The sequence below is a fragment of the Ruminococcus sp. RTP21358st1_G6_RTP21358_211008 genome, assembly GCF_040908885.1.
Lineage (GTDB): Bacteria > Bacillota > Clostridia > Lachnospirales > Lachnospiraceae > Blautia_A > Blautia_A faecis.
Window position 1 is genome coordinate 36,725 of record NZ_JBDGDM010000015.1, and the last position, 14,412, is coordinate 51,136.

Annotated in this window: 9 protein-coding genes; 2 read left to right on the forward strand and 7 right to left on the reverse strand. The window is 39.8% G+C overall.

Annotated features, from left to right (window positions below; genetic code table 11):
- The first annotated feature begins 180 nt into the window (after positions 1-180).
- Positions 181-2,679 (forward strand): helix-turn-helix domain-containing protein, encoded by a 2,499-nt coding sequence (locus AB5Z12_RS08065; protein ID WP_368357091.1) that lies wholly within the window; start codon positions 181-183, stop codon positions 2,677-2,679.
- 262 nt (positions 2,680-2,941) lie between these two features.
- Here the strand turns inward: AB5Z12_RS08065 and AB5Z12_RS08070 are convergent, their stop codons facing one another.
- Positions 2,942-3,850 carry an alpha/beta hydrolase gene (locus tag AB5Z12_RS08070; RefSeq protein WP_368368599.1) on the reverse strand — a complete coding sequence of 303 codons (909 nt, stop codon included), beginning with the start codon at positions 3,848-3,850 and terminating at the stop codon, positions 2,942-2,944.
- A 106-nt stretch (positions 3,851-3,956) separates the two neighbouring features.
- Here AB5Z12_RS08070 and AB5Z12_RS08075 point away from each other — a divergent pair, with 106 nt between their 5' ends.
- A complete protein-coding gene (locus AB5Z12_RS08075; protein ID WP_368368600.1) occupies positions 3,957-4,133 on the forward strand; it encodes a hypothetical protein in 177 nt (58 codons plus the stop codon).
- 113 nt (positions 4,134-4,246) lie between these two features.
- On the opposite strand, the gene AB5Z12_RS08080 is transcribed toward AB5Z12_RS08075, so the two are convergent.
- The 6 genes from AB5Z12_RS08080 to AB5Z12_RS08105 form a co-directional block, all read right to left on the reverse strand.
- A complete protein-coding gene (locus AB5Z12_RS08080) occupies positions 4,247-4,621 on the reverse strand; it encodes a hypothetical protein (protein ID WP_368357093.1) in 375 nt (124 codons plus the stop codon).
- Complete coding sequence (locus AB5Z12_RS08085) at positions 4,618-7,548, reverse strand: glycoside hydrolase family 3 C-terminal domain-containing protein (protein WP_368357094.1); 2,931 nt, start codon at positions 7,546-7,548, stop codon at positions 4,618-4,620. The genes AB5Z12_RS08080 and AB5Z12_RS08085 overlap by 4 nt, the downstream gene beginning before the upstream one ends.
- Positions 7,549-7,651: 103 nt before the next feature.
- Positions 7,652-8,923, reverse strand: coding sequence for an ATP-binding protein (locus AB5Z12_RS08090; protein ID WP_368357095.1), 1,272 nt, complete (start codon positions 8,921-8,923; stop codon positions 7,652-7,654).
- Entirely contained in the window at positions 8,923-9,624 is a 702-nt protein-coding gene (locus AB5Z12_RS08095; protein ID WP_178832144.1) for a response regulator, read from the reverse strand. The genes AB5Z12_RS08090 and AB5Z12_RS08095 overlap by 1 nt, the downstream gene beginning before the upstream one ends.
- A 287-nt stretch (positions 9,625-9,911) precedes the next feature.
- Positions 9,912-11,357 (reverse strand): family 43 glycosylhydrolase, encoded by a 1,446-nt coding sequence (locus tag AB5Z12_RS08100; RefSeq protein ID WP_368357096.1) that lies wholly within the window; start codon positions 11,355-11,357, stop codon positions 9,912-9,914.
- 242 nt (positions 11,358-11,599) lie between these two features.
- Positions 11,600-14,281, reverse strand: coding sequence for a glycoside hydrolase family 2 TIM barrel-domain containing protein (locus AB5Z12_RS08105; RefSeq protein WP_368357097.1), 2,682 nt, complete (start codon positions 14,279-14,281; stop codon positions 11,600-11,602).
- Positions 14,282-14,412 lie beyond the last annotated feature (131 nt).

Genomic DNA, 14,412 nt, shown 5'->3' on the forward strand with positions numbered 1-14,412 from the left:
TCAGGTTAAAAAATGTACATTTTTTTATTTACATTTCAAATTACGTATATCATAATAATTATAATGCCAGGGTCCAAAGGTCAAAAAGCTGTTCGTGCTTGCACGATAAAGCTTTTGAACTTTGGAACAGCATAGCTGCAAAACAATCCGTAGCATCAATAAATAAAAAAGGAGATTCCCATGTTAGACGAGCGTCACGAAATCATTGAATTCGGTTCACATATCCCTCTGAAAATATTTATCCACAAGCTTGGCTCCGTTACCAAACACTGGCACTCCAGCCTGGAACTGCTGATGGTGTTGGAGGGAAATATCATTATCACCGTAGACGGAAATACCTGGAAACTGAAGGATGAGGACGTGATCCTCATTAACTCTAACAGCATTCACGAAATATATTCTGAAACAGGGGCAGTCATGATCGCAGTTCAGATCAAGCTCTCCCTGTTCAACCAGTTTCAGTCAGACCTAACTTCTATTATTTTTGACTGCAACAGCGCCACCAACCCTGATTTCAAGCGATATGCCAATATCCGCTTCGCCATAGCTTCCCTGATCCAGGCAAACTCCTATCACTCTGACGGAACCGACTACCTGAATTATTCACTCAGCTACTATCTGGTTTCCCAGCTTCTGGAGAACTTTAAGTCCAATGCCTCTGAAACCTTGCAGAAGCAGCAGAAATACATGGAGCGTCTTACCCGTATCATCAATTATATTAATGAGCATTATGCGGAAAACTTTTCCCTCAGTGACCTTGCAGCCATGGAAAACCTTTCTGTGCCTTACCTTTCCCAGTTTTTCGACAAATATATGGGAGTCAAGTTTACCCAGTATTACAACAGTATAAAACTGGAGCACGCTGTAAGTGATCTGATCTCAACAAAAGATTCCATAGAAACCATTGCCATGCGAAATGGCTTTACAGAATCCCATGCTTTTATCCGAACCTTTAAAAAACAATACCAGATGCTGCCAAGTGCTTTCCGGAAACAGCAGGCTCAGAATCCGACAGCAAAAACTGCGGGCAGCGATATTAATTATCTGCTTCTTGAGCCAAGTAACTACCTGCAGAAGCTTACCAGATATCTGTCAACCAACGATCTGTCTGCCCACTCTATGCCTTCTGCTGTACATAAAGAGATTTCGGTCTCAGATATCCGGGTTACAGAATCAATCTCGCACCTTCACCATACCTTCAAAACCTTTACCAGTGTGGGACGTGCAGCGGAACTGCTGGATCGGAATATCCAGGAAATGCTCATAGATCTGCAAAAGAACGTTGGTTTTAAGTATGTAAAATTTCACGGGATTCTTTCCGATGACATGATGGTAGTAAGCCGTGTAGGGCAGGAGCTCCGTTTTACCTATACTCTGGTTGACCAGGTTCTGGATTTCCTGCTTTCCATCGGACTGAAACCCTTGATTCAGCTTTCCTTCATGCCAAAGGAGCTTGCCGCCGATCCTGACAAAACCATTTGTTACTGTCCTTTTATCACCAGTCCGCCAGCTGATATGAAAGAATGGGATTCTTTAATCGACGATTTTACCCGGCACCTTATCAGCCGTTACACGCTGGAGGAAGTGAAGCAATGGCCTTTTACTGTGTGGAATGAGCCTGTTACCTCTAAGAAGATGTTTGGATTTGGAGATGATGCTTTATTTTTCCGATTTTATAAGCATACCTATGACACCGTGAAACGCCTCTGCCCGGAAATCCAGTTCGGCAGTCCCTCCATGTTGTATATCGAAAACCTTGGAAATGCAGACTGGATCTACCGCTTTATAGGCTGGTGCAGGGAACAAAGCTGTATGCCGGACTTTATGAATATTCATTATTATGCAGATATCATCCTTCCAACCTCCAGTGATGATTTTTTCCTTACCAAAGCTACAGCCTCCTGTTTCCCGAAGGCCACCGATGACTTCAGCCTTTTCATCGGCGGAATCAAAAAGATTTTTAAAACACTGGGTGTCCAGGATAAACCGGTTTATATGACTGAATGGAATTTCACCATGTCACACCGCAATCTGATCAGTGATACCAGTTTCAAGACCTGTTATATTATGAAAAATCTGCTGAAAAATTATGACAGGCTGGATTCCTTCTGCTATTGGAGCCTTACCGACCTGATCCGGGAAAATCCACTCCCGCCCAATCAGTTCCATGGCGGGCTTGGCATTTATACCAGCTGCGGTCTGCGCAAGGGTGTATTCTATGTATTTTATTTTGCCAATATGCTGGGGGATGAATTGATTGCTGCAGGAGATGGCTATTTTATCACCAGAAAAGGGGACTGTTACCAGATCATCACTTATCATTATATTCATTATGGCGATCTTTTCGCTTCTGGAGAACTATTTGATATTACAGAGACAAACCGCTATACCGCTTTTGATACTACCAAAGACCTGGATGTTTTCCTGCAATTGACCGACATTGCTAATGGCAATTACAATGTGAAAGAATATTTTGTAAATCGACATCATGGAAATGCTTATGACATCTGGCTGGAAATGGGTGCCATTCCCCTTTCCCCTCAGGATACGGATCTGCTGCGTGGACTGTGTGTTCCGGGATTTCACCAGAGCCGGCTTTTTACGGAGAAGCATACACTTACTTATACTGCACAGTTGGAACCGTTTGAAATCCGGTTTGCGGAGTTGAGGCCGGTGTGATAAAGAAAAAATCTTTCACCATAATATAAAAAGGCTGTAAACCGGATGATGCCGCTCTTTTATGTATTCTGAAATAAGAGATTTGCACCGATTTACAGCCTTTTTTTATGCTCTGATTTTATAGTTTTTAATTTATGGCTCTTTCTGTTCTTATCTTTTCACTTTCTTAATTCTCTTTATTGCCCATAAGATTACATGCAATTGCTGCCGGATAAATACCTTATTACCAGAGCAGTGCTACCCGAAAAGGGCCAGAAAAGCTTTAAAAAATCTTCTGTAGGAAATTATAAAGTGCAAGATGCCAGGAACCAATGGAATGATATCTCATCGGATAGATATCAAATGATGTATTCACTCCTTCTGATAATCTTGGTTCTATTCTCATCAGATTCTTATAATCCTGAATCTGTCCTGGCAAAGCGAAATCAAAATTTCCACTGGATACATAGAGATAATGAATAGAATAGTCACGAAATTCTTCATTTTGTATCGTTTTTTTTAAATACTCCGCAGTCGTTCTGCTTCCACTAAATGCTCCAAACCACGAAAAATAGTCCAGACTTCCACATAATACTGAGTGATACATTGTCACTGCTCCACGGGATAGTCCTGCAAATGCTCTGTGATCCCGACTATCTTTAAATCCTGCATCCGTACATTCTTCAGCATATGTTGCATATTTCTTTTCTACTGTCGGCATCAGATCGTTTCGTAATTCCTCTTTAAAAGAATAAGTCAACGGATCTAACCCATCGCTACAATCATTTTCTACATAAAATGTTGGCGTAACAATAATAAGTGGATTGATATCTCCCCGATAGATCATCCAATCAATCATTTTTTTATTCTGGTCATTTGTCTTTAACCAGTATTCTTCATCATCCCCTGTGCCATGCATAAGGTAGAGAATATTGTATGACTCACTTTCATCATAGCCATATGGGAGATATACCAATGCTTTTTTCTCTACAATTCTTTTATCCGTTGCATATGCTTTTGTCTGATAAGTAATTTCTTCTACAGTTCCCTGTTGATCACACATCTGTGCGTCATACTGTTCTGGCACTGCCCAAATAGACTTTCCTGCTGCATGTGTCACATTCTTCGCTTTTACCGTATTTCCAATCCATCCTCCTAATGCTCCACATAATAGGATAGCTGCTACCAGCAAAATTGCTATTGACGGTTTCCGTATTCGTATTCTTTTTGTTATTATACTGATAATACCAGCCAGAACAGCAATACCTGAAAAAATTGCTTGAATCAGGAAAAACACATTGAACATTGTTGTTTCAAAATTATTAGTTGTAAAAAACAGTATAACTCCTGCAACCGCAATAGGAAAATACAGGCACAAAATTCCTGTTTTCCATGCTGTATATGATATGCAAAGGAATAAAATTTCAATTATACATATAGTAAGCAATGGAATAAGTGATCCGAGCAAAATATAACGTATTATATGAATAACACCGATAACCAGGATAGCCAGCAAAAATACCAGTTCCAATATCCGATACTTTCCGATTTCCTTTTTTTCATTCTCATGCATTATATTTATGCCTTCCTAATTTTCTTTTACAAACACAGTAGAAACAGCTGCTGCGATTACAGTCGCTACAATTAACACTGCACTTGCGATCCATGAAGAACTTAATCCGTTCATATTAATCTTGGAAAGTACATCACCAATTTCATCAAATGCAAGTTTTATAAATGCAGCCATTCCAATTAATATGCATAGAAACGGTATATACTCAACATATGGAAATGTTTTTACACATAATATCAATTCCACGATTGCCGCAACTGCAAACATTGCAATAATAAAAGGAGAATTTACTTTTGCATCTGCCATCCCATATACAATACAAGTTGCAATTGCAAGAATTACTACGATAAGATTTAGCACTTTCGCTTTACAAAATCCGATATTTTTCATACTCCTTCTTCACTCACTTTCTTTCTGCTCGTATAAATCAATGATACTGCTGCCAACACATCAAGAGCTGCTAATACAGCTATAATAGCAGTCAGAATCTTCTGCCAATATGGCATTGCATTTTTAATCTGTGCCGTTGGTGAAAGATTATTCACGCCAGAGCTGTTTGCCACATTATAAAGAATTATATGACAAGACTCTCTCAGTTTCGCCAGCAAATCGCCATCTTTCTTTGCTTTTTCTATTGTGTAATCATAGAATGAGCTTCCAGATGTTGCCCACATATTTGTTCCTGCTGTTAATCCAGCTTCCACATTCTGAAGTGAAGTATTAATCGCAATATCTGTATCAACAATTGCTGTTGATCCCCATTCTCCACGTACAATTCCCGTCATCAATCCAGAATGTGCCCCACTCCATGTACAGCCAATTCTGTTAAATGAACCCATTGTTCCTTTTGTCTTTCCTTCAACAAATGCTTTTTCAAATGCTTTTAAATAAATCTCACGGATTGCCTGTTCGTTTGAGAATGTACAGATACCTATACGGTTTGTTTCCTGGTCATTCATTACAAAATGTTTAATATAGCAGATGGCACCTTTTTCCTGCATTCCAATAACTTCCTCATTAGCAAGCTCACCTGCTAAGAATCCATCTTCTGAATAGTACTCGAAATTACGTCCTGCATATGGTGTTCTATGTATATTAACTGCTGGTGTATACGCACCCTCTGTATCCGTTCTCAGCCAGTCTTCACCCATTGCGTCTCCAGCCCTGCGAATCAGATCCTTATTAAATGTACTTGCCCGGACTACTTCCCCACAGAATCCTGTTGCAGATGTTCCGTCTTCAACATAACTTCTCATATTATTTCCCTGCGGACCATCTTTCATAAACATACTTGGATATGAAACGGATGGTATGGTAGAAAGTCCGGATCCAGTTACCATTTTCACCATATCTTCAACGGTAAGCTCATCTAACAATGTATCCCATCTTTCATCATTAAAATCCGCTCCATTCATAGATGCAAAGGCAATTTCATTATCTTTTCCTGTTGTAATATCTTTATCTACAAGCCCACTGCTTTCATAGCTTCCCTGAGCATCAATATCTGCCATCATTTCATTTGTTGCAGCAAGATCCGTATAACTTTCCGGAAATGTATTCCAATCACTTCTTGTAAGGTATCCTGTTTCCTGTCCATAATATTCCAGAGATGCATTGTCGAACTGATTAGTGATTTCCGCTCCGGATACTGCAGTGGATAAGAGCTCTTTTTCTGCCTGATTCCACTGATAAACAGCTGAAGCATCGCCTTCTTCATCCATGCCATTTTGGGTTGTCATGCCCTGCGCTGCAAGAATATTATTTAATGCATCATGCACATTGTTACCAATTGCAAAATAGTAATCGCCACTATCCAGCACATATGTCTTTTCTTCTTTATAATCATAACTGGAATAGTCTTCTTTATCTGCTGTAATCGTAACTGTCTCTGACTTGCCAGGCTCTAAAACATCTGTTTTTTCGAATCCAACAAGCTGAACTGCGGACTTTTCAATTCCACCTGTTTTATATGGCTGCTGTGCATAAAGCTGAACAGTACTTTTTCCTGCCATATCTCCAGTATTTGTAACTTTTACTTCAGCTTCAAAGCCGTCTTCTGTTACCTTTGCAGAAACCAATTTCTGTTCAAATGGCTGACCATCTTTTGTACCATAACTTAATCCATATCCAAATGGATAACACACTTCATCTCCATAATTCCATGTTTCCCCGACATAGGCTCCTGCTGAAGATGTTGCATTTGTACCTTCCGGATCAATCACACTGTCTGCATATCGTGTTTCATAATACCGATAGCCAACATAAATTCCCTCACGATAGACAACATATTTCGTACCACTGTTCTGTCCACCAATCTGTTTTTCAATTTCATCTGCATTTGAATATGTATAATCACCAAAGTTCTGCATTGCTGGAGATGAAAATGAATCTGCTGCATAGGTATCTACCAAATGACCAGATGGATTTATTTTTCCTGCCAGTACATCAGCAACTGCTCTTGCACCGCTCTGACCAACTCCACCGATCCATAAGCATGCATCCACTCCATATTCTTTCTGATCCATCCATCCAAGTTCCAGTGCATTTGAAGAATTGAGCAATACAATCGTTTTTTTGAATTGTCCTGATTCCTGAATAGAACGCAACAATTCCTTTTCCTGCTCTTGCAATGCCAGATATTTTGTTCCGTCTCCAAAATCTCCCGCCGGCATATCGGATCCTTCTCCGCCAACTCTTGAGATCACAACAACTGCTGCATCGTTATAATCTGCATAAGAAGCTTTTACTGCATCTGTATATTCGCTTTGTGGGACCTCTGCTGTAAAAATATCTTCCGGTAATGCCCCTGAATAACTTCCGTTGCTACGGATATAGCCATCTTTTCCATCATATGTTTTATAAAAATCCCAGAGTGTATTATTTACTTCAAATTCTCCATCTTCTTCCAGCGCAGTTTTCAGATCAACCGTCTTGGAAGGATCTATTCCTCCTGCTCCCGTACCTCCTAATACCAGGTCAACAGAAGATCTGCTAAATAAAGAGAGTTTGTTTCCCTTTGCAAGTGGAAGCACTTCTCCTTCGTTTTTCAGCAATACAATTCCTTCTGACTCTACCTCTTCTACAAGAGCATCTGCTTCCTGCTTCCATTCTTCTAAGCTTTCTCCATTTGTTGGATAAGGAACAACTGGTTCAGAGTGCTGCTTGTCAACTGTTTTATACATATCTCCCCCAATTGCAGTGCAAATCAAAGATTTGTATGAAACAGCACCAGCAGTCAGACCTGAGCTGGCTGCTAACAGAATGCTGAGTACAGCGATAGAACTACGCTGCCATCTTCCTATGTGTTTCTTTTTCATGAAAATTCTTCTCCCTTCATGTTTATTTTCCTTACTTTACCATGAAAGGATATCAAATTTTCGCTCTGGCAAATATTCTCACCGATTTGGCAAATCTTGTCTTCTATTGCACTTGAAAGAGTATGGAAAGAATAAATATATTATTCTTCACGCCGATTTTGACAACACCGTCATACTTTTCTGCTATATAATGAATACTTTTTAGTCCAAATCCATGATTATATTTATCTTTCTTTGATGTCTCTGGAAAATTTGTATCTGCTTTCAATTCATTCTGACAATAATTCTCCAGACGTATAATCAGCATATTTCCCTTTTTATGTATATCCAGTGTTATGCATCTTTTTTCTTTATCTTCAATCGTGTATTCACACTCTATTGCATTATCCAATGCATTTCCAAACAATGCTGCTATATCGGCAGTGCTCATAAATTCCAATGCCTTTCCATCCGCCATAATGGTCATCTGGATATTGTGTTTTCTGCATAACATCGTTTTTTCGGCTAATATCACATCCAAAGTTCTATTTCCCGTCATACTGCTCATTTCATATTGATCGATCACATTTTCAATTTTATCCAGTTCATCATCCTGCGCATTTTTCATGCTCCTAATTCTTGTAATTTGATGCTTCAGGTCATGCGCTTTCATATTTATCAAATCCATACTGGTCTTTGTTATCTCATATTGACGTTTTTCCTTTTCTAACATACGTTCCAGAAAAATATTTTCTGCTCTTCTATTTTCCAATGCAAACCATTCGAATTGTACACATAATCCAAAAATACAGCAAAGAATTAGCGGGGGACGTGTCACCCAGATGACATCGATTTTATAAAGCTGCATTAAATATTGCATCAAGTATGCAAATAATGCCGTAGTTAGAGAAAACAAATATACTCCTACACCTCTTTCACCTGCTGGTTGTTCACTGTTTAGTCTTCTTGCAAAGAGAAAATAGCATACAATATACACGATAAATGTTGTTACGACTGATATTAAAAACCATCCCCAATATGAAATTTTTTCTGCAAATGGCAGATAAATCAGATTTTCAATATTATAAGACAGGTTCTGTGTCAACTGTGCACCTACACAACAAAAAATAATGTTTCTAAATCCGCTATTAAAACAAGCTTCACACAAGCCAACAGAAAGCAAAAAAATAATCATTGAAAAAAGGCCTGATGTATACCGGGCAATAAAATTAGGAATGATTATAGATAAAAAGCAATAAACCACGCATCCAACAATTGCCCTTATCCAAAAATGTGATCTGCGTTTCAATTTAAATGTGAACAAAATCTCTGCCAGTAAAATTTGAAAAATGTAGCCATGATAAATATTGATTTCGAACAAGCTTTTCCAATTCATTAGAATATTCCCCCAAGATATCCAGCTAATTTTTCTCTGAACTTCATCTTATACATTCTTGCTATAGATAATATTTCTTCTCCAATCTTAATAGTATTCCCATACATTTCTTCTACATAAGAAAGATTTACCAGCAACGAACCACTTATAAACGCAAAGCTTTTGTTTTCAAAAGATTCACTTATTTCTTTCATCGTTCCTCGCATTCTGCAGACGTCCTTTGTTGTATGAAAATAAAGATAATGTTTATTACTTTCTATATACATCAGATTATTGATATTAATTTTTCTTATCCCATCTGCAGTCTTTATCGTATAATAATCGGTTTTGTGAACCAACGAGATTGCTCTCTCCATTCGGATTTTAAATAATTCATAGCTTACCGGCTTCACAATAAAATCCAGGGCAGAAACCTCATATCCACGAATCGCATATTGTGCCAAGCTTGTAACAAAAATAAGACATACTTCTTTATCAATTTTACGCAGTTTTTCTGCTGTCTCCATTCCATTCATATTCGGCATGGCAATATCCATAAAGACAATCTGGTATTTTTCTGAATATTCATCCAGAAAACTCATTCCATCATAGAATCTTTCGACCTCTATCGGTATATTCATTTCAATACTATATTGATGAATATGTCCCATCAAAGTTTTCGCAAACTCATCTTCATCTTCTAACACTGCAATGCTAATCATTTGAATATCCCCCATAATATCTTTCCAGATAACTATATTGTCAATGTCATTTAGACAATATTTAATGACCTCCGTTTTGCAGATTCGTGTATTTACCTGTATACTATAAATTGAAAATATCAATAGCAACAGGGATTACCACATACAAATGGAGGTCATCAAATAAATTATAACACAGTTTATGTAGGAATGGATGTACACAAAGAAACTTTTTGCTCTATACAAATGTTTATTGTTTACATGGCAGTGTTATTTAGATAACAATCCCGATTTAACTGATTACAGTCTTAACTCAATGTGAATTCCTTAAATTCCACAGTTCCATCTATAGCAAATCTAAAGAACAATCCTGTTTTTCCTGTTTCTGCTTTTACTGGAATTTCCACCGTATTCCATTCCTTACCTTGCAGCTTAAATCTACTGCTGCCAAGTTCACTTTTCCCAGCCAGATCTGCGCTTACTTTAATTTCACCTTCTGCATCACCTCTTAAACACAGAACAACCTTCGACAGCTTTTCAACAGCAAAATATTTATAGCCTACAACCACTCCGTCACCAATATTGGCAATATAATGAAGATCGTTATTCTCTTCAAAAATATATGGCTGTGTGTCTTTCAAAGATGCTCCATAAGTGATTTTTCCAATGGAATCCTTGCCCATGAGATTACATGCAATTGCTGCCGGATAAGTACCTTTATCAGACAGCCCTCCCTTGTTCAGTCCACAGCTGGTCATTTCAACCTGTTTAATGCTGCCGTCTTCCTGGATGGTTATTTTTTCTGCGCAGCCCTGTCTGGAGCTCTCTGTTCCGTGAGTCTGTCTATGATAAAAAATGTACCACTGACCATTTGCTTTCACCATTCCGCCATGATTATTTCCCATCATATTATGTGGTTCCTGATTTCCCTCATATCCGATATCACCGTTAGAAATTAAAGTGCCTCCGAAAGTAAATTCTCTGTCGGGATAGTCGCTGACTGCATAACACAGTTCATGGCTTAATTTACTGGAATATACGAAATAGTATTTTTCACCTACTTTTCTCATAGAAGAAGCCTCGAAAAAGCCATGACCTTCGAAGCTGGTTCCGCCTTCCTTCAGTCCTCCTGGAATCATCATGTGAGGCTCTTCTTTCAGCGTCAGCATGTCGCTTTCCAGTTCAGCTACCATAGCTCCTTCGCTGAATTCCAGCTTTTCGGCACCTTCAATATCGCCATCTTCCCCCTCTTTTTTCAGCGGAACAGCCGGGCTGAAGCCGTAATAAAGAAATACCTTTCCATCGTCATCTACAAGTACTGCCGGATCAAATGGTAAATGTTCCGAAAGTGTCTTTCCGTTTTTTATATTTTCCGGGTAATGAATATGTCCATAAAACTCAAAAGGGCCTGCCGGGGAATCGCTGACTGCCACACCGATTTCAGGATAAAAGGCCAGACAGTAAAACAGATAATATTTTCCGTCCGTTCCTTTCGCCACATCCGGTGCCCAGATTTCTCTGTGCATTTCTTTATTTGAAGGATCCTGATCCTTTCTGTAGATTACGCCTTCGTATCTCCAGTCTGTCAGGTCATTCTCCGGTGCTGACCATGTCACATAATCACCCAGACAATAAGCCTCTCCGCCAGCCAGATCATGGGAACCATAAATGTAAACCCGTCCGTCAAATAAATGAGGTTCGCCGTCTGGTACGTATTCATCTAGTGGTAAATAAGGATTGTATATCTGCTTCATTTTTATAATCTGCCTTTCTAATATATTATTGGAAAACTGTTATTATTGTACATTTTTATAACCGACAACATCAATGCCACTTTTTCTGATTCCCTTGTACAAATTTTCATAAAAAAATATTTTGAATTATGCGAATCTTTCTTTTGCAATTTTTCACACAAAAAATTGTACATTTAAAGCCCTTTTTACTATCTTCCAGTAAAGATGCCAGGAACAATAATTCTATCGTCCCTGGCATCATCTTATTTTGTCATTTCTGTTATATTTAATGTTACTGCCGCGTCCTCAAGTCCCTCTGCACTTATCTTCAGTGTGCAGCTTCCTGCTGCATAACCGCCACGGATAATCGCCATTGCATAACCCTTATAGGTGGTAAATGTTCCCTTGGTATAATTCTCCGCCGTTACCGGATTTGCGGAACCAAAGGCTGCCAGATATGCCGCAGATCTAGCAGATGTCTCCGCAGTTTTAGCCAGCCCATCACTTACAGAATTCTCACAATTTGCAGTTGTTACAATGCTTCCGGTTACCTTTATATCCTCATCCGGCACATGTCTTCCTTCCTCATCCACCAGTTCAATGCCCACATAAACTGCGCTGTGTCCATCCGCTGTCAGTGTGGTTTTCTCTGGATGAAGCTGGATTTTCTTAGCTGCGCCGGTGGTTTCCAACGTGTCTCTGGAAAGGATTTCGCCGTCCTTATAGCTAACTGCTTCCAATTTTCCAGGAACGTATTTCACATCAAAAAGGAAGGATTCCGGTAATCCGGCAGCCAGTCTTTCACCAGCTTTGCAGGTTGCTACAGAAGCACCGTTTTGCAAGATTTCCACAGTATTACCATTGGAAAAAACCGCCACCTGTACCGATGAATTTTCTGCATTTTTCCAGTTCCAGCTTTTCTTTACATCCGTAAATCCCCAGCGGCTGATCAGCTCTGTTTTTCCAAAAACAGACGGATCATAGGAATAAAGATAAGTCTCTTTGCTTCCCCAAACAACGCTTCTGTAGGCTCCCTGTGGAAGAATTCTTCCGTTAATATCCACATCCGCATCATTGGCAAGACGCCATGAATAAGAAGAAGTGTGAGACATTAATGCATATGGACCTTCTTTCAGAAGAGGATCATCCGCATCGAGGAACACGGATTTGCCAATGCCCGCCTCCCCGATATAATCATATGCAGTCCAGGTGAAATCTCCGATCACATATGGGGTGCTTTCTACCATTGGCCAGCGGATTCCTATCTCATTTGGATAGTTTTCTGAGCCTAAAATTACTCGTTCCGGGAACATTTCGTGATCCAGAGGATATTTATCTTCCATGTAGTTGTAGCCTACAATGTCAAGACCGTTGGTAAATGCCTCAGAATATTCCTCCCAACTGGTGTCATCTTTTCCGCCATCGGCATTTTGCAGGGAACTGCTTTCATTTACATTCTGCACAGAGCCACTTTCCCCCACATTTTGCGCAGAAGCATTTCCATCCTCATTCTGTAAGGAGCCGTTTTCATCTGCAGCTTCCCCCATGATTTTCTTCATATTTTCTTCTGTCAATTCATCATCCAGACCGCACCAGAAAGAGCAGATTCCGTTAGATACCGGGCGGCTTGGATCCAGCCCTTTGACTGTTTCGGCCAGTCTTGTTGCTACGGTATATCCATTGTTCAGCCCGCCACGCTCGGTAATTTCATTTCCAGTTGACCAGATAATAACAGAGGGATGATTACGGTCTCTTTTGATAAATGCAGTCAGGTCTTTTTCCCAGTCCGTGTCAAAAAACAGGTTGTAATCTCCAGGCTGTTTCATGATTCCCCACGCGTCAAAGGCTTCATCAAACACATACATTCCGATACGGTCACAGGCTTCCATCAGCGCAGAAGACGGCGGATTGTGAGTGGTCCGGATGGCATTAAAGCCAATGGATTTCAGAACGGACAGCTTGCGGTACTCGGAATCATAAAGGGAAACTGCGCCAAGCATTCCATTGTCGTGATGAATGCAGCCACCTTTTAATTTCACTGTTTTTCCGTTAATGCGCAGTCCATGATTTACATCTGCGGTTACGGTTTTGATGCCAAATAATACGGAAGTTTCATCGGAAGTAGTTTGATCTGCAGGTACAAAATGAGTCTTAAAAATTCCCACATCCGTAACCCTGGCATGCAGCTTGTAAAGCTCCGGAGTATCAATATCCCATAGACACGGATTCTCTACAGTAAGCTTCAGATGTGCTGTTTCTGTGGTATTGGGATTGATCTGTATTTTCTGCTTCCTGGTAATCAGGATCTCATCGCTGCCATCCTTGGTAAGGAAAACCTCCACCACTGCAATTTTGTTTTCCAGTGTCTCATTTTGCACTTCCACAGCGGTCTCCAGATAGGCATATTCCGGTTTTCCCTGCTTGTCATAATCAATGCTTTTTGTGTAGCCGAAAATCCCGTCATTGGCAATATGAACCTTCGGAAAATGGCATAATTCCACGCTCCGGAAGATTCCAGCACCGGAATACCAGCGGGAATTTGGCTGCATGCTGGGATTCACGGTGACCGTAACGCGGTTCTTTTTTCCAAAGTAAATATAGGGTGTAATGTTTACAGAAAACGGGATATATCCATTGTGCTGGAGCGCCGCTTTTCCGCCATTGATATCTACCGTCGCATTCAGCATTACACCGTCAAAATGCAGATATATCTCTTCATTTTCCCATTCTTCTGGAATCATAATATATTTCGTATAGCACGCCACACCCGCAGTATAATAACCACTGGCCGGACCTGCCGCTGCGCTTTCAGTGGGATCACTTTCGATCATATAATCATGGGGAAGATTCACTATACGGTTTTCTTTTTCCTTGGGCGCACTGTAAAGCCCCTCGTATGTGCCATGATTAAACTGCCATCCCTGGTCAATGTTCTGATTTCGCATAACTTGGTTCTCCTTTTCTATGATTTCCTGGAAATGAACTCTAACTTTATTTTTATAATAAAATATCCCTCACTCACAGACAAGAACCAAATAACATGATATACTGTGAAACAAAGACGAAATGCACGAAT

Excerpts from the sequence above, each read along its gene's own strand:
- AB5Z12_RS08090 (WP_368357095.1), bottom strand. The coding sequence starts at position 8,923 with ATGAATTGGAAAAGCTTGTTCGAAATCAATATTTATCATGGCTACATT.
- AB5Z12_RS08100 (WP_368357096.1), bottom strand. The coding sequence starts at position 11,357 with ATGAAGCAGATATACAATCCTTATTTACCACTAGATGAATACGTACCA.
- AB5Z12_RS08085 (WP_368357094.1), bottom strand. The coding sequence starts at position 7,548 with ATGAAAAAGAAACACATAGGAAGATGGCAGCGTAGTTCTATCGCTGTA.
- AB5Z12_RS08065 (WP_368357091.1), top strand. The coding sequence starts at position 181 with ATGTTAGACGAGCGTCACGAAATCATTGAATTCGGTTCACATATCCCT.
- AB5Z12_RS08080 (WP_368357093.1), bottom strand. The coding sequence starts at position 4,621 with ATGAAAAATATCGGATTTTGTAAAGCGAAAGTGCTAAATCTTATCGTA.
- AB5Z12_RS08105 (WP_368357097.1), bottom strand. The coding sequence starts at position 14,281 with ATGCGAAATCAGAACATTGACCAGGGATGGCAGTTTAATCATGGCACA.
- AB5Z12_RS08095 (WP_178832144.1), bottom strand. The coding sequence starts at position 9,624 with ATGATTAGCATTGCAGTGTTAGAAGATGAAGATGAGTTTGCGAAAACT.